This is a genomic window from Halovivax gelatinilyticus (assembly GCF_024300625.1).
Lineage (GTDB): Archaea > Halobacteriota > Halobacteria > Halobacteriales > Natrialbaceae > Halovivax > Halovivax gelatinilyticus.
This window is the reverse complement of record NZ_CP101322.1, coordinates 1012178-1028957: the sequence shown is the minus strand read 5'-3', so window position 1 is coordinate 1028957 and position 16780 is coordinate 1012178. Positions and strand designations below refer to the sequence as shown.

At 64.4% G+C, this 16780-nt stretch carries 14 protein-coding genes and 1 pseudogene; 11 read left to right on the top strand and 4 right to left on the bottom strand.

Annotated features, from left to right (window positions below):
• The first annotated feature begins 15 nt into the window (after positions 1 to 15).
• From ahaH to NKH31_RS04925, 8 genes are all read left to right on the top strand, one after another.
• On the top strand, positions 16 to 348 hold the full coding sequence (gene ahaH / locus NKH31_RS04960; RefSeq protein ID WP_254864038.1) for an ATP synthase archaeal subunit H: 333 nt from the start codon (positions 16 to 18) through the stop codon (positions 346 to 348).
• A complete protein-coding gene (locus NKH31_RS04955) occupies positions 335 to 2680 on the top strand; it encodes a V-type ATP synthase subunit I (protein ID WP_254864037.1) in 2346 nt (781 codons plus the stop codon). Before ahaH ends, NKH31_RS04955 begins: the two co-directional genes overlap by 14 nt.
• 194 nt (positions 2681 to 2874) lie before the next feature.
• Positions 2875 to 3150: a hypothetical protein gene (locus tag NKH31_RS04950; RefSeq protein ID WP_254864036.1), complete on the top strand. Its 276-nt coding sequence runs from the start codon at positions 2875 to 2877 to the stop codon at positions 3148 to 3150.
• 13 nt (positions 3151 to 3163) lie between these two features.
• Positions 3164 to 3745 (top strand): V-type ATP synthase subunit E, encoded by a 582-nt coding sequence (locus NKH31_RS04945; RefSeq protein WP_254864035.1) that lies wholly within the window; start codon positions 3164 to 3166, stop codon positions 3743 to 3745.
• Complete coding sequence (locus tag NKH31_RS04940; protein WP_254864034.1) at positions 3742 to 4794, top strand: V-type ATP synthase subunit C; 1053 nt, start codon at positions 3742 to 3744, stop codon at positions 4792 to 4794. The genes NKH31_RS04945 and NKH31_RS04940 overlap by 4 nt, the downstream gene beginning before the upstream one ends.
• Complete coding sequence (locus NKH31_RS04935; protein ID WP_254864033.1) at positions 4791 to 5114, top strand: V-type ATP synthase subunit F; 324 nt, start codon at positions 4791 to 4793, stop codon at positions 5112 to 5114. Before NKH31_RS04940 ends, NKH31_RS04935 begins: the two co-directional genes overlap by 4 nt.
• 1 nt (position 5115) lies before the next feature.
• Positions 5116 to 6879, top strand: coding sequence for an ATP synthase subunit A (locus NKH31_RS04930; protein WP_254864032.1), 1764 nt, complete (start codon positions 5116 to 5118; stop codon positions 6877 to 6879).
• A gap of 2 nt (positions 6880 to 6881) precedes the next feature.
• Positions 6882 to 8303, top strand: a complete 1422-nt coding sequence (locus NKH31_RS04925; protein ID WP_254864031.1) for an ATP synthase subunit B — start codon at positions 6882 to 6884, stop codon at positions 8301 to 8303.
• A gap of 203 nt (positions 8304 to 8506) precedes the next feature.
• Here the strand turns inward: NKH31_RS04925 and NKH31_RS04920 are convergent, their stop codons facing one another.
• Positions 8507 to 8644, bottom strand: coding sequence for a hypothetical protein (locus tag NKH31_RS04920; protein ID WP_254864030.1), 138 nt, complete (start codon positions 8642 to 8644; stop codon positions 8507 to 8509).
• A 50-nt stretch (positions 8645 to 8694) separates the two neighbouring features.
• On the opposite strand from NKH31_RS04920, the pseudogene NKH31_RS04915 reads away from it, so the two are divergent.
• The 3 genes and pseudogenes from NKH31_RS04915 to NKH31_RS04905 all read left to right on the top strand — a co-directional run bounded on the left by NKH31_RS04915 (position 8695) and on the right by NKH31_RS04905 (position 10126).
• Positions 8695 to 8885 (top strand): annotated as a pseudogene (locus NKH31_RS04915) (zinc ribbon domain-containing protein).
• A 76-nt stretch (positions 8886 to 8961) separates the two neighbouring features.
• Complete coding sequence (locus tag NKH31_RS04910; protein ID WP_254864028.1) at positions 8962 to 9675, top strand: V-type ATP synthase subunit D; 714 nt, start codon at positions 8962 to 8964, stop codon at positions 9673 to 9675.
• A gap of 25 nt (positions 9676 to 9700) precedes the next feature.
• Positions 9701 to 10126, top strand: coding sequence for a DUF6276 family protein (locus NKH31_RS04905; RefSeq protein ID WP_254864027.1), 426 nt, complete (start codon positions 9701 to 9703; stop codon positions 10124 to 10126).
• A gap of 104 nt (positions 10127 to 10230) precedes the next feature.
• Here NKH31_RS04905 and NKH31_RS04900 read toward each other — a convergent pair whose 3' ends face one another.
• The 3 genes from NKH31_RS04900 to NKH31_RS04890 form a co-directional block, all read right to left on the bottom strand.
• Positions 10231 to 11619: an LVIVD repeat-containing protein gene (locus tag NKH31_RS04900; RefSeq protein WP_254864026.1), complete on the bottom strand. Its 1389-nt coding sequence runs from the start codon at positions 11617 to 11619 to the stop codon at positions 10231 to 10233.
• Between the two features lie 425 nt (positions 11620 to 12044).
• Positions 12045 to 14567, bottom strand: coding sequence for an acetate--CoA ligase family protein (locus NKH31_RS04895; RefSeq protein WP_254864025.1), 2523 nt, complete (start codon positions 14565 to 14567; stop codon positions 12045 to 12047).
• A gap of 326 nt (positions 14568 to 14893) precedes the next feature.
• Positions 14894 to 16735, bottom strand: coding sequence for a bacterio-opsin activator domain-containing protein (locus NKH31_RS04890; RefSeq protein WP_254864024.1), 1842 nt, complete (start codon positions 16733 to 16735; stop codon positions 14894 to 14896).
• Positions 16736 to 16780 lie beyond the last annotated feature (45 nt).

The following is a 16780-nucleotide window of genomic DNA, read 5'->3' as shown; positions in this document are numbered from 1 at the left end:
TTGGACGATTCGACTATGCCGAGGCCAGAGGTTCTCGACCGGATACAGTCGGCGGAAGTTGAGGCCGACGAGATCGTCTCCCAGGCGGAGACAGATCGTGACGACCGCATCGCCGAGGCCCGGGTGCGTGCCGAGGAGATCCGCTCCGAGGCAGAGGAGGACGCGCGCGAACACAGGCAAGCGCGCCTCGAAGACGCCCGGGACGAAATCGACGCCGAGTGTGAGCGCATCCTCCGCGAGGGCGAGGCCGAGCGGGAGGCCCTCGCCGACCGCGCGCGAGAGCAGGTCGACGAGGTGACAGAACACGTCGTAACCCTGTTCCAGGAGGACGTCGATGCTCAGACCTGAGCAGATGGCGAAGGTCTCGGTGACGGGCTCGCGGGCCGTCATGCCCGACGTCATCGAGACACTTCACGAACTCGGACTCGTCCACCTCTCCGATTACGACGGCTCCTGGGACGGCTTCGACAACGGAAATCCGATCGAGGGGGCCGACGCCGCCTCGGAGAAACTCGTCACCGTCCGTGCGTTAGAAAGTACCCTGGGCGTCGACCCCGACGAGGTCGATCCGCAGGAGACGCTCGCCGACGACTGGGAGGAGCGCCTCGAGCAATTACGCGTCCGCGTCAACGACCTCGACGACGAGCGAAGCGAGACGCGCGAGGAGCTCCGTCGGGTCGAAGAGCGAATCGACCGGCTAGCGCCGTTCGCCGAGCTCGGTATCGACCTCGAGCTCCTCTCGGGCTACGAGAGCATCGACCTCGTCGTGGGCGAGGGTGACCCAGCGGCGATCGAGGCCGCACTGGAAGCGGCCGACGCCGTCGAAGCCTACGAAACGTTCGTCGGCGGCGACGTCGTCGCGATTGCCGCCGCTCCCAGTTCCGACGGACGACCGCGGGCGGCCGACACCGACGGCCTGATCGCCGACGCGCTGGTCAGCGTCGAATTTACGAACTACAACGTCCCCGACGTCGACGAGACGCCGGGCGCCTACCTCGAGGAACTCGAGTCGCGCCGGGGTGAACTCACGACCGCGCTCGACGACATCGAGATGGACGTAGACGAGATCGCGACCGAAACCGGGCCGTTCTTGCGTGCGATCGAAATCGAACTCTCGATCGACGTCGAACGTGCGGAGGCGCCGCTTCGCTTCGCGACGACCGAGCGGGCGTTCGTCGCCGAGGGCTGGATCCCGGCAGCCACGTTCGACGAACTCGAGACGCGACTTCGCGACGCCGTCGGCCAGCGCGTCGAGATCGAAGAGATCGAGATCGCCGAATACCGCGAGCACGGCCACGACGGCCACGCCGACGAGGGCGACCGGTACGAAGACGACAAACACGGCGCGACGGCCGTCTCGAAGCGTCAGGTCGAAGACGACGAGGCCGAACCGCCCAAAGCGACCGACGGCGGAACCAACTCGGCCGCCGCGGCCGGGGCTGGCGGGGCCGTCACGATGGACGACGAGCCACCGGTCGTCCTCGACAACCTCAAACCGGCCAAGCCGTTCGAGATGATGGTTCGGATGGTGAACCAGCCGAGCTACAACGAGCTCGATCCCACCCTCCTCATCTTCCTCACCTACCCGTTCGCCTTCGGATTCATGATCGGTGATATCGGGTACGGACTACTCTACATGGCCATGGGGTACGCGATGTACCGCGGCTTCGATTCCGATGCCGGGCGGGCGCTCGGTACCATCGGGATCTGGGCCGGCGTCTTCACGGTCATCTTCGGCTACCTGTACGACGACGTCTTCGGCATACACATGTCCGACGTCGGACTCGGGTTCTTGCCGGGCGCGGGCGTCCTCTCGAAGGGACTCCAGCTCGGCGACTGGGCGCTGTTGTGGATCGTCCTGAGCATCCTGTTCGGGATCGTCCACCTCAACATCGGGCTCGTCATGGGCTTCGTCAACGAACTCAACCACGGCCTGAAGGCGGCCGTCTACGAGAAGCTCTCGTGGATCCTCGCGATGAACGGCCTGTTCATCTGGATCTTCGCTCACGAAGACGCCGGGAGCTTCGACCACGGCATCGGCTTCCTGCCCGACGACCTGGCGGCGTCTGGAGTGAAGCCCGACTTCCTCACCGGTACGCAGGAGGGTGCGGTGCTCTACGAGACGCAGAACTTCGCGCTCGGCTTCGCCGGTCTCCCCGAGATCGTCGGCATCGTCGGAATCGCGATGTTGCTGGTCGGGAGCGTGATGGTCGGCATCGGCGAGGGAATCGCGGGAATCTTCGAGATTCCGGCCAACGCGTTCGGACACGTCCTCTCGTACCTGCGAATGGTCGCGGTCTTGCTCGCGAAGGGTGGGATGGCGTTCGCCGTCAACCTCCTCGTTTTCGGAGCCTACGAGACCGAGGCCGGCTACACGTACTTCAACTACCCCGGACTCCACATCGAGGATATCTCGGGCTACGAGTACGCCGAACTCTCGCCGGAGTTCGTCGGGTTGATCCACGCAGGTGACGGGCTGCTGCTCTCGGCGATCGCGATCGTCGGGGCGATCGTCGTCTTCGTGCTTGGCCACATCCTGGTCTTGCTGCTGGGGATCACCGCCGCGGGCATTCAGATGCTCCGTCTGGAGTACGTCGAGTTCTTCCAGAAGTTCTACGACGGCAGCGGCGAGGAGTACGAGCCGTTCGGCGGCGACGGCGCGCCGCAGGCGGCCGACTAGTCCGGCCGAACCGAGCGGGCGGTCGATTCGATCCGGTCGCGTTCTGCACGAAACCGTTCGCTAGCTGACGCCAGAATCGGCCGAAATCTGGCACACCAGCTTAGCTATGTCGAATTCTTTCGAGGGATTTATGGGGGGTCCAGCGTCAGATACGACTGTTCACAGCCAGTTGAACCTACGGAGTTCATTCAACCATGATCGAAAACCTACCCGAGATGGCGAGTATCGCACTGGAAGCTGCTGAGGCGAACGAATTTGACGTCGAAGTCTCCGAGAACATGGCCGCGGCGGCCGCCGCGATCGCGGTCGGCCTCGCCGCCCTCGGTTCGGGCTACGCGGAGCGCGGTATCGGTGCCGCGTCCGTCGGCGCCATCGCCGAGGACCGCGACATGTTCGTTCCGGGTATCGTTATGACGGTGCTGCCGGAGACGCTCGTCATCTTCGCCATCGTCGTCATCTTCCTGGTCTGAGCGACCGTTTACAATGAGTTTGGATACTGTCGTAGAGGACATTCGAGAGGAAGCCCACGCGCGTGCGGAGGAGATCCGCGAGGAGGGCGAGCGCCGCGCCGACGAGATCGTAGCCGACGCCGAGGAAGACGCCGCCCAGATCCGCGAGACGGCCGAGCAAGAGGCCGAACGCGAGGTCGAACAGCTGCGCGAGCAGCGACTCTCCAGCGCACAACTCGAGGCCAAGCAAGAGCGCCTCGAAGCGCGACGCGACGTGCTGGGTGACGTACGCGAGTCGGTCGAGACCGAACTCGCAGAGCTCGACGGCGAGACGCGCGAATCGCTGACCCGGTCGCTGCTTTCGGCTGCAAGCGAGGAGTACGAGTCGGACGACGCCGTCTCCGTCTACGGACGCGCCGAGGACCGAGACCTCATCGCGTCGATTATCGACGAGTACGACGGCTACGAGTTCGCCGGCGAGTACGACTGTCTCGGCGGCGTGGTCGTCGAGAGCGAGGGATCGCGCGTTCGAGTCAACAACACGTTCGACTCGATCCTCGAGGACGTCTGGGAGGACAACCTCCGCGAGATAAGCGAGAGACTGTTCGAGCAATGAGCACGAGTGCGCAGAATCCGGAGTTCGTAAACGCCCGCGTCCGGTCCCGCCGAGCGTCGCTGCTCGCCGACGAGGACTACCGGAAGCTGGTCCGGATGGGCCCGAGCGCCATCGCCCGGTTCATGGAAGAGCGCGAGTACGAGACCGAGATCAACGAGCTCGGGACGCGATTTTCGGGCGTCGACCTGATCGAGTACGCGCTGAATCGAAATCTTGCAAAGCACTTCGACGACTTACTCGACTGGTCGGAAGGCAGGTTGTACGACCTGATCGCTCGCTACCTGCGCAAGTTCGACGTCTGGAATATCAAGACGATCATCCGCGGCATCTACACCGAGACGTCGCCCGAAGAGATCCAGACGGACCTCATCCGCGCGGGCGAACTCGACGACGCGCTGTTAGACCGGCTCGTCGAGGTCGACGAGATCGAAGACGCGATCGAGATGTTGAATCGCACGATCTTCTACGAGCCGCTGACGGCCGCCTACGAGGAGTACGCCGAATCCGGCGCGCTGGTCCCGCTCGAAAACGCACTCGACCGCGCGTTCTACGAGCGGCTGCTCGCCGACCTGGGTCGCCCGCAGGAGGGCCCCGAGGCGATGTACGTAGAGTTCCTGCAGGCCGAGATCGACTTCCGGAACGCCCGGAACGCGCTCCGGCTCGCACGCAGCGGCGCGGACATCGAACCGGCCGAGTTCTACATCGGCGGTGGCGAACTGTTCACCGAAGCCGAGCTTCGCCGGCTGGTCAACGACCGCGATGCCCTCGTGACGCACATCACCGAGGACGCACGCTACGGCAAGCGACTCTCGAGCGCGCTCGACCGGCTCCGAGAGGCGGACAGTCTCATCCAGTTCGAGCACGCCCTCGACGCGGCGTTGCTCGCGTACTCGGACCGGCTGTCGAGCATCTACCCGGTGTCGGTATCGGCGGTGCTCTCGTACATTCTCGCGAAAGAACGGGAGGTCGAGAACATCCGCGCGATCGCCCGCGGTCGCGAGGTCGGCCTCTCCGAGGAGGAGATCGAAACCGAACTGGTGGTACTATGAGCCAGGAAATCGCCGTCGTCGGCAGCGCGGACTTTACGACCGGATTCCGTCTTGCCGGCGTCAGACGCTTCGAGAACGTCCAGGAAGACGAGAAGGCGGACGAACTGGACGGTGCCGTCGAGACCGTCCTCGACGACGACGGCGTCGGCATCGTCGTGATGGCCGACGACGACGTCTCTCACCTCTCGCGCGGGGTCCGCCAGCGCGTCGAGACGAGCGTCGAACCGGTCGTCGTCACGATCGGCAGCGGAACCGGCGGAAGCGGCCTGCGCGAGCAGATCAAACGCGCGATCGGGATCGACCTGATGGAGGACGAGTAATATGAGTCAGGCAACAGACACGGAGACCGTCGAAGAAGACGGTATAATCGAAAGCGTGAGCGGTCCCGTCGTGACCGCCACGGACCTCGACGCCCGGATGAACGACGTCGTCTACGTCGGCGACGAAGGGCTGATGGGAGAGGTCATCGAGATCGAAGGCAACCTCACAACGATCCAGGTCTACGAGGAGACCTCCGGGGTCGGTCCCGGAGAGCCCGTCGAGAACACGGGCGACCCGCTCAGCGTCGACCTCGGACCGGGACTGCTGAACTCCATCTACGACGGCGTTCAGCGTCCGCTCGACGAGTTAGAAGAGAAGATGCAGTCGGCGTTTCTCGACCGCGGGGTCGACGCGCCGGGCATCGACCTAGAGCGCAAGTGGGAGTTTACCGCCACCGTCGAGGAGGGTGACGTCGTCGAACCCGGCGACGTCATCGGAGAGGTTCCCGAGACGGAGAGCATCACCCACCGCGTCCTCGTGCCACCGACCTACGAGGGCGGCGAGGTCACCTCGATCGAGACGGGCGAGTTCACGGTCGAGGAGGTCGTCGCCGAGCTCGACTCCGGCGAGGAGATCGCGATGCGCCAGGAGTGGCCGGTTCGCCGGGCTCGTCCGGCGGCCGAAAAGCAGACGCCGACGATTCCGCTCGTCTCCGGACAGCGGATTCTCGACGGTCTGTTCCCCATCGCGAAAGGTGGGACGGCGGCGATTCCGGGTCCGTTCGGCTCCGGAAAGACCGTCACGCAGCACTCGCTGGCGAAGTGGGCCGACGCCGACATCGTCGTCTACGTCGGCTGTGGCGAGCGCGGTAACGAGATGACGGAAGTGATCGAAGACTTCCCGGAACTCGAGGATCCGAAGACGGGCAAGCCGCTGATGGACCGGACCTGTCTCATCGCGAACACCTCGAACATGCCCGTCGCGGCCCGCGAATCGTGTATCTACACGGGGATCACGATCGCGGAGTACTTCCGCGACATGGGCTACGACGTCGCGCTGATGGCCGACTCCACATCGCGGTGGGCCGAGGCGATGCGCGAAATCTCCTCGCGACTCGAGGAGATGCCCGGCGAGGAGGGCTACCCGGCCTACCTGGCGGCCCGCCTCTCCGAGTTCTACGAGCGTGCGGGACTGTTCGAGCTGCAAAACGGCGATCAGGGATCGATCTCGGTCATCGGGGCGGTCAGTCCGCCCGGCGGGGACTTCTCCGAGCCGGTCACGCAGAACACGCTCCGGATCGTCAAGACGTTCTGGGCGCTCGACGCCGACCTGGCCGAACGACGCCACTTCCCGGCGATCAACTGGAACGAGTCGTACTCGCTGTACCGTCAGCAACTCGATCCGTGGTTCGAAGAGAACGTCGCCGAGGACTGGCCGGAGGTTCGCCAGTGGGGTATCGACACGCTCGACGAGGAGGCCGAACTCCAGGAGATCGTCCAGCTCGTCGGTAAGGACGCGCTGCCGGAAGACCAGCAGCTCACCCTGGAGGTCGCTCGCTACCTCCGCGAGGCCTGGCTCCAGCAGAACGCGTTCCACGACGTGGACATGTACTCCGCGCCGGAGAAGACCTACCGGATGTTGCAGGCGATCAAGACGTTCAACGACGAGGCGTTCCGTGCGCTCGACGCCGGCGTCCCGGTCGACGAGATCCAGGAGGTCGACGCTGCACCGCGGCTGAACCGGATGGGAACGGCCGATGCGTTCGAGTCGTTCATCGACGAGATCGAGAGCGACCTCGCAGAACAGATCAGGAGTCTGTACTAACCATGAAGGAATACCAAACGATTACGGAGATCAGCGGTCCGCTGGTGTTCGCCGAGGTCGACGAGCCGGTCGGTTACGACGAGATCGTCGAGATCGAGACCGATCGCGGCGAGACCTTACGCGGGCAGGTGTTAGAGTCGAGCAAGGGACTGGTCGCGATCCAGGTGTTCGAAGGCACCGAGGGAATCGACCGCAACGCGTCGGTTCGATTCCTCGGCGAGACGATGAAGATGCCCGTCACCGAAGACCTACTCGGACGGGTGTTAGACGGTTCCGGTAACCCGATCGACGGCGGTCCGGAGATCGTCCCGGACGAGCGTCAGGACATCGTCGGCGAGGCGATCAATCCGTTCTCGCGCGAGTATCCGGAGGAGTTCATCCAGACGGGCGTCTCGGGCATCGACGGCATGAACACGCTCGTTCGCGGCCAGAAGCTGCCGATCTTCTCTGGTTCCGGTCTGCCCCACAACGACCTGGCGCTGCAGATCGCGCGTCAGGCGACCGTGCCGGAAGAAGAAGGCGGCGATGACGACGAAGACGGCAGCGAGTTCGCGGTCATCTTCGGCGCGATGGGTATCACCCAGGAGGAGGCCAACGAGTTCATGGCCGACTTCGAGCGCACCGGTGCGCTCGAACGGTCGGTCGTCTTCATGAACCTCGCGGACGACCCCGCAGTCGAGCGGACGGTCACGCCGCGACTCGCGCTGACGACGGCGGAGTACCTCGCGTTCGAGAAGGGCTACCACGTCCTCGTCATCCTCACGGACATCACGAACTACTGTGAGGCGCTACGCGAGATCGGTGCGGCCCGTGAGGAGGTTCCGGGTCGCCGAGGCTACCCCGGATACATGTACACCGACCTGGCCCAGCTCTACGAGCGGGCTGGTCGGATCGAAGGCGAGGAGGGATCGGTCACCCAGATTCCGATCCTGACGATGCCATCCGACGACATTACTCACCCGATCCCCGACCTGACGGGCTACATCACGGAGGGACAGATCATCGTCGATCGATCGCTCAACAGCCAGGGTGTCGAGCCGCCGATCAACGTCCTGCCCAGCCTGTCGCGGCTGATGGACGACGGGATCGGCGAGGGGCTCACCCGCGCCGACCACGGTGACGTCTCCGACCAGCTCTACGCCGCCTACGCGACGGGTGAGGACCTGCGCGACCTGGTCAACATCGTCGGCCGCGAGGCGCTATCCGAGCGCGACAACAAGTATCTCGACTTCGCGGATCGCTTCGAGAACGAGTTCGTCGAGCAGGGCTTTGGCACCAACCGGACGATCGAAGAGACGCTCGATCTCGCCTGGGACCTGCTCTCGATGCTGCCGCCGGAGGAACTCAACCGGATCGACGAGGAGTTCATCGACGCCTACTACGTCGGCGAGGAAGGCGAGGAAGTCGAAGCGACGGCGGACTGATCGTCGGTCAGAATTTTCGGTTGGTTGCGGACGGATCGTATTCTACCGTTGACCACGTAGATCGCCACGACTATCGGGCGTATGTGGAATCGGACGAGCGACGACACGTTCGAAACCGAAGGATGCGGAAATGCCGTTTTAGCAATGCGCGCCGAATTGAACCCTCGCAATCTGCTACCGAGCGAGTCGTCGCCCGTGTGCCGTTACCTCCCGTCGGTCCCGACGTCGTCTGCGGAGTCGGGGATTTGTGACGCCGTCGGTCCGTCCACGAGATCCACGTAGAGTCCGACGAGGTTCGCGAGGCCGATCACGACGACGAGGGCGACTGCGCCAGTTGGCATACTCGGCGATCCCATCGAACGATCAAAAACCCGTATGATTCGTTCGGAAGATGGGGATCCGGTCGCGTCTCACCGAACGGAAGACCGAAATCGACGACATCTCCACCACGGGGACCGGATTCTGGAAGTTCTTCGACATCCAGAACGGCGATTTGGCGTCGTTTCCTGTACCAACTGCGGCTTCGCCGAGCTGTACAAGGGCGGCTCGACGAGCGACATGATCGACCTGTTTTTGGGCTAGCGACGAGCCTGTTCGTCTCCCGAAGTCGACGCATCTGTAAACAGTTATCCGCCTGCGGGCAAAACGACCCACCAAGATGGCCAAGGACGTAAAGCCCACTCGCAAGGAGTTGATGGCGATCGAAGATCGCATCGACCTCTCCGAGCGGGGCCACGGCACCCTGGAGAAGAAGCGCGACGGGTTGATCATGGAGTTCATGGACATCCTCGACCGGGCGCAGGACGTCCGCGGCGAACTCTCCGAGGACTACGAGCGAGCCCAGCGGACGATCAACATGGCTCGGGCGATGGAAGGAGACGTCGCCGTTCGCGGTGCCGCCGCGGCGCTGCAAGAACACCCCGAGATCACGACCGAGTCGAAGAACATCATGGGCGTCGTCGTCCCGCAGATCGAGTCCTCGCGCGTCTCGAAGAGCTTAGATCAGCGCGGATACGGGATCATGGGAACGTCCGCGCGCATCGACGAGGCCGCCGAGGCCTACGAGGATCTCTTAGAGAGCATTATTCTCGCCGCCGAGGTCGAGACGGCGATGAAGAAGATGCTCTCCGAAATCGAGACGACGAAGCGTCGTGTCAACGCCCTCGAGTTCAAACTCCTTCCCGACCTCTACGAGAACAAAGAGTACATCGAACAGAAACTCGAAGAGCAAGAGCGCGAGGAGATCTTCCGGATGAAGAAGATCAAGGACAAGAAGGAAGCCGACGAGGAGGCCGAAGCCGAAGCCGACGACGCGGCCCAGGACCCGTTCGTCGCGGCCGAAATTCAGGAGACCGCCGCGGGCGGCAACTGATTCGATCGGTCTGTTCGACGCTTCTATGTCCTGTTCCTGTCCTGCTGATCCCGTCGTCTTCACCGTCCCACCGTCGCTTCGAGCGGCGGCGACGGGACTCGACGCTGCGGCCGATCGTTCGAATTCGCACGACGAGCCGACGGTCGCGGCGATCTGTCCGACCTGCCTGTCCGTCGTTCGACGGGCCGATTCGGCCGCGACCAACCTGGAATTCTCCCGAATTAGCGCCAGCTTCCCCGACGGCGAGGGTGGCGTCGCGCTCGCGCTGATGCTCGGATTGCTCGATTCGCTCGTTCACAACCGGGCGGGAATCGAAGCGGCGCTCGAGGCGGCCGAACGAGCCGGAGTCGACCCGCTTCTCGTGATCGACCGATTGCTCGACGACCGGTCGATCGAACCGGCGATCGACCTCGAACGTCGTCGGGACAAACTCGAGAGCCTGGTGTACTGAGTCGGTCGACGAGTGTCGAGGGCCTCTACTCCCGCCTCTCGATGGGCATTGATCGGCCGATTCGCGGTACGACGGACTGGCCGTCGTCGCGGATGTATCGGCCCTTACCGACCGACGCGCTCTATCGACGCCGAGTCGTCACCGAAGAGGTCGTCGAAGTCGAAGTAATGACCGGGGCCGCCGCCGTCCTTGCCGCGGGCGGGTTTTCCTGACACGTCGAACGTGTAAGCGCTGGTATCGCTGTCGGTAACGAAGGCGAAGTCCCTGGCCTCGTTGTAGACGGCACCCCAGGCGAACGGCGTGACGTCCTCGATCCCGTGGTTCGTCGCGTACCGCTCGGTCGGCGTGGGATTGGTGGGGTCGGTGATGTTCGCGATCCAGGCGCCGTTCGAGTAGCCGCCGTCGATCAGCAGCGCCTCGCCGCGGTCGTAGACCACGTCGTGAAAGTGGCCCGTCCAGGTGCCCGGCTCCTCGCCCTGGTGTCGGGCGTCGGGAGAGGTGGTAAAGCCGATCGGCTGGGGATCCTCTAGCGAGCCGTCGCCCCAGCCGACGTCGAAGATGTGCTTGCCGCCCGGAATGGGTCCGAACACCTCGTCGCCGACGATGGCCAGTTCGCGCTCGGGGTCGGGGTAGGCCTGATGGCAGAGTTCGAACCCGGGCTCGCCGACCTCGGTGTAGTCGGGCTGCTCGTCGTAATCGAAGAAGCCCAGTTCCGTCGGCGAGCGCGGATCCGAGAGGTCGAAGGTGGCGTAGCCGACGTTGTTTCCGGCGATGTACGCGGCGTGGAGCGCGTCGCGGCCGGTCTCGACCGCAACGTCGTGACAGTAGCCGTCGGGACCGAACTCCGCCTCGATTGTCGGATTTCGTGGATCGCTGACGTCGACTGCGATGATCCCCGGTTCGACGGGATCTTTGTCTATCAGGTAGAAAATCGGCTCTTCCGGGTGTTCGGCGAGCTTGTGGACGCCGGTACGGGGCGTTTCGAGCGTCGCGATGACCTCGGGCGTCTCCGGTGAGCCGTCCGCCCAGCCGAAGTCGACGATATCGATCCCCATCAGGCCGATCGGATCGTCCGCACCGGCGTCGTTCGCTTCCAGGGCGCGAACGTAGAGTCCCTCCCGGAGCGGATCGAACTTCATATCGTTCGATCGTGTCTCCTCGTTCGGCGCGTCGAGTTCGTGAACCAACGTGGGTGATTCGAGGTCTGATAGGTCGTAGAGGGTACTCGCGACGAGGCTTTCACCCGGCCAACTACTTGCTGCGCCCCACTGGCCGTCGTCGGTTACGTGACCGAACGTGTAGGTGACGTGGTTCGGGTTCCCCGCAGGCGTCAGCGCCTGCCCCAGCGGATCGAGTCTGCCGCGGACCCGAGCCTTCCTTCGGTTCGAACGTCGATCTCGACCGGTCGACGCGACACCGATCCCAGGGGTTATCACCGCTGTGGCCGCGATTCCCGTACGCTTCAGCATCGTCCGTCGTGATTGTCCGCTCATGTCGTAACACCCGGCGAGTGCCGGGGTCGATCGGACAACACTACCACTAATAAAATCTGGTTACTAGTTTCGAATAGTGAACGTGACCTTCGGTGTAAACGAACTTCCGGATTCGGGAATCTGCCGTTCACGTTGGGGTCACAGGAGACGCTGCGGTGTGCTCGGCCGGGTCGCCGAACCGTCGAACCGCCCTGCGAAGACGTGGACTCGGACAGACGACGTCTTCGAACTCCCGGAGAAAGGCACCTCTGAGGATTCGCCCGACCGCATTGTCCGCGTAGTGGGACTGACTGCGACGGCCCCATCAGGACGATGTCGCGCTATCGGTTGAGCGATATATCGGCCCGCCAGGGCGTCGACAACCGGATAATTCGACCCGTTCGTAAACCAGCAACACGGAAATCGATACGATCGTGGACTGGTGACTAGTCGTCAGTTTCGCTCCCGTCCGTCTCGACGCTGGGGGTATGACAGACATCGGCCAGTTCGGCGTGAAAATCGACGGCGTAGACGCCGTCCGGCCGCGCGAGCAGCGGATTGATCTCGCACGCTTCGATTTCGGGGGCGTCGACAGCTAGCCAGGAGAGCCCGACGAGCGCTCGTTCCAGCGCGTCCCGGTCGATCGCCGGTCGGCCGCGAACCCCGTCCAGGACGTCACTCGCCTCGATCGCATCGCACAGCGAGCGAGCGTCTCTCGTAGTGAGCGGCGCGAGCGCGTGTGCGACGTCTTCTACCTGTTCGACGAGCACGCCGCCCAGTCCGAAGGTGACCATCGGACCGAATCGCGGATGTCGGGTGACGCCCGCGAGACACTCGACGTCCGCGTCGATCTGCTGCTGGATCAATACCGGGGATTTGTCGGCACCGGCCGCGGTCGACGCGCGCTCTTGTAGGTTCGCGACCGCCTCCGTGACGTCGGAAACTGGGACGTCCGTGACGACGCCGCCGAGGTCGGTCTTGTGGGCGATCCCGCCGGTCGCGAGCTTACAGACGAGCGGACCGCCGATCGATTCAGCAACCTCGCGGGCGCTCGTTGGGTCGGTGACGACCGCACTCTCGGGCGTCTCGATGCCGTACCCGGTAAGCGCGGACAGGCCGTCGACGCCGACGGCGTCGGCTCCCCGGTCGCGGCCCCGTTCGACCGCCCGACGCAGGGCTGTCTCGTCGAACCCCGTTCGGACCGGCCCGTCGTCGGGTTCGAGGCGCGACTCGGCGTACGCCGCTGCGTTCGACAGTGCACGCGCCGCTCGTTCGACGTCCGGGTAGTTCGGGACGCCGGCCGACGCGAGGGCGTCGGCGACTTCCGCGGGGAGATCGCCGCCGAGGAATCCGCTCACGACTGGTTTTGCGTACCGATCCCGACAGTCGCCGATGGCGCGTGCGAGCTCGGCTCGCGAGACGAGCGGGTGTGGCGTCGTGAGCACGATCGCCGCGTCGACTCCCGGATCCGCCAGCGTACACTTGAGGGCGTTGCGAAACCGATCGACGTCGGCGTCGCCAAGGACGTCGATGGGATTTTCGATTGCGGCCGCGTCCGGCAGCCGATCGCCCAATGAATCGGTCGCCTCCTCGGAGAGCCTCGCCGCGTCGAGGCCCGCCCGATCGACGGCGTCGGCGGCGAGGACGCCCGGTCCGCCGGCGTTGGTGACGATCGCGACGCGATCGCCCGAGGGGAGCGGGCCGTCTGAAAGTAGCGAGATCGTGTCCGTGAGTTCCGTCTCGGTCTCGACGCGGATCACGTTCGCGGCGTCGAACGCGCAGTCGAACCCGGCGTCGTCGCCGACGAGCGCGGCCGTGTGCGAGGCTGCCGCGGTCGCCCCCGTGTCCGTCGTGCCGGATTTGAGCGCGACGATCGGGGTCGTTCGCGCCACGTCGCGAGCGACCTCGACGAAGCGGCGCCCGTCGGCGACGTCCTCGAGGTAGGCGCAGATTACGGTCGTCTCCGGATCTCGTCCCCAGTAGGCGAGAAGGTCCGCCGTGTCGACGCCGGCACCGTTCCCGACGGAAGCGACGTCTCGGACGCCGAGACCGACCGACGACGCCCAGTCGAGAAGCGACGTGATCATCGCTCCCGAGTGGCTCACGATCGAGACGGAGCCGGCCGCGGGAAGCGTCGGGCCGAAACTCGCGTTGAGCCCGGAGCGCGTGCTCAGGACCCCGAGGGCGTTCGGGCCGACAAGCGTGAGGTCTCTCTCGTCGACGAGTGCTCGCAATCGCCGCTCGCGAGCGGTCCCTTCCGCGCCGGCCTCGGCGAACCCGGCCGAGAGTAACGCGATGGTGTCGACGCCGGCGTCTGCGATCGACTCGACGGCCTCGATCGCGACCGCACCCGGTAACACGACCACGGCCAGATCGATCCGGCCAGAGACGTCCTCGACGGATTCGACGGCCGGAACGCCGCGGACCGACGCGTAGTTGGGCGTCACCGGAATTACGTCGCCGTCGAAGCGTTTTGTGAGGTTCGAGACGAGAACGCGCCCGATCGATCCCTCGCGATCGGTTGCGCCGACGACGGCGATCCGGTCCGGATCGAACAGCGCCGAGAGGTCGCGCTCGGCCGGCACGTCGCTTCGGTTCGCGGGGGAAACGGTGAGTCGCTCGAGCGCTGTCGCCGTCAGATCGACGGTGATCGTCGCCCGATCGGTCCCCGCCTCGCGTTCGAGACGACTCGCCTCATCGAACTCGGCGTCAGCGCGCTCTACGGCGGTGACGGGGCCGGTGATGCGCAGCTCGTCGGGTTCACTATCATCCGATCGGTCGAGTCGGTCCGCGACGAGCTGTCGGACGAGTTCGGTGCCGACGATCGGGTCGGCCGCTGGTGACAGTTCGACTCGGGCGTCGGCCGCCCCCTGGTCGATAGCGACGGTTCCCTCGATTCGACGCGGCCCGAGACAGGTTAACTCGGCCGGTCGAACGCGACTCGATCCATCGTCTTTCGGCGGTTCCACTTTTGACGAAGTCGAACTGGGAGCACGAGGGACCGCGGATTGGCCCCTCGGCGGTCCCGCGTCGGATCGGTACACGGTGTATGCGGTGCCGTCGGGGGCGACGAATCGAGGACAGCGAGGTGGACAGTCCGGACCGCCCGCACAATCCTGGGGCCGCCAGACGGGACAGGCGTGTTGCTGGCTCATGATCGAATCCGGCGCACACTCGGCCGGACGCGTTCGTCTCTTCCGCCAGTTCCGTCATGAGGATTGTCCCGAACGTGGTCCGGGTTTTATCACGATTACGCCGAATTCGGTGATCGACGCGATCGATCGCATCGTTCGATTCACTCGGCGTTGAACAGCTGGTCCAGGATCTTTCGCTCGGCCGTTCGAACGTGCTGGTGAAACGTGGCGGGGCTGATATTGAGCGAGGCGGCGACTTCCGTCCCGGAGGAGTCACGCGGCCACTCGAAGAACCCGGAGAAGTATCCGGCCTCGAGCGCCGCGAGCTGTCTGTCCGTGAGTTCGCTCTCGAGCACCGAGGTAAACTGTTCGGAGGTGCGTTTTTCCCGCGTCTTCTGCCGGCGGGTGATCGGTTCGATTCCCGGATAGCACTCGCGCATCTCCGCGGTAAGTCGGTTGATATTGGTCCCCGGTGGCACGTTCAACTGGATGGATAGGTCGTCGTCGACCAATCTCGCGTCCCCAATGTAGCCGCCGTGGGTCGAGACGACCGATGGAATCGGCGCTTCGGAGAGTCTCACTTCGAACTGCGTTTGTGACGGATCGGTATTGAGGACGGAGTACGATTCGTAGTGAGTGGCGGTGTCCGCCTCGACCAGTCGTTCGATGGCTTCGATGGCCCCGTCATGGGCGGTTCCGTAGAGCAGGTACGACCCGTCGCCGATCGGGACCGTCTGTTGTAACTCGACGATTCCCTCGACCGTGGCGTCGATACCGAACCGCCCGAGAAAGTCTCTACACTGATAGCCTATCTCGACCACCTCGTCGCTCATCATCGCTCGTTTCCGTTCGGCGGCGGCGATCGCGTGACCGACGACTTCCCCGAGCTGGGTAATCACCCGGAGTTCGTCTTCGCTAAACGCATCGGGTCGCTCCGAGTAGACGCAGATCAGTCCGAACATCGACGATTCGTGGACGATCGGAATCGCCGCACAGGATCGAAATCCGTACTCTTTCGCCTGGTCTTGCCAGGGTTCGAACGTCGGATCGGCTAACACGTCGCGTGAGACCTGCGTCCGTCTCGTTCTGGCGGCCCGACCGGCCGGTCCCTGGCCGGTCGAGTCGGCGGGGTCGATAGAGATGTCGACCTCCTCGGAGTAGCCCGAGTCGCCGGCTTCTACCCGCGGGCTGAGTTCGTTTTCGTCCGGATCGACCTCCGCGATCCAGGCGGCCGTGTACGACTCGGAGTCGGCCAGCCGCTCGCAGACGGTCGCTTCGATCTCGGGCCGCGTCGATCGGTCGAGAACGGCTTCGGTGATATCGCGGACGACCGCGTGGAGGTTGTTCAGTGCCACGAGTCGGTCCTGTTGTCGTCTGAGTTTCGCTTCCGATTCCCTCCGCTGTCTAATATCGCGAATCACGCCGATCGTTCCCCGAAACGTTCCGTCGGCATCCGCCTTGACGAGGATGTGATTCTCGACCGGTATCCGCTCTCCGTCGCGTGCGATGAGATCGTATTCGGCCTTCGTGAGCTGATTTCGACCCGACGAGGCGAGCGATTCGAGCCGTTCACCGGCGTCGTGGAGGTCGTCGGTTTCCATGAACGTAGAGGCGTGCTCGCCCACTGGGTCTTCGTATCCGAGCATCGACCGGAAGCGATCGTTGACGTACGTGATGGTTCCGTCGGGGTCGACCTCGCAGACCGAATCGCCGAGCGCTTCGATGATGTATTCGTGTCGCGTCGACGCTCGCTCGCCGTCGATCGGCGAGGGATCCGTCGTTTCGGGCGGTCGCCACCACACCCGGCCACCGGAGCCGACCTTCTTCGTCTCGACTAACCCGTCCTCGGCGAGCGTGGAGAGCCGCTCGTAGACAGTCCGCCGATCCATTTCGAGTTCGTCGGCGATTTCGGGGGTCGTGAGCGGTTCGCCAGCCGCTCCAGCGGCGTCGATGGCGGCGAGGGTCTCGGTGTAGATGTCGCCGTCGACGGTCCGTGATGCCATAGGTGATCGTACACGGTGAACCGTAAAAGATTTCCGCCGGCGGAA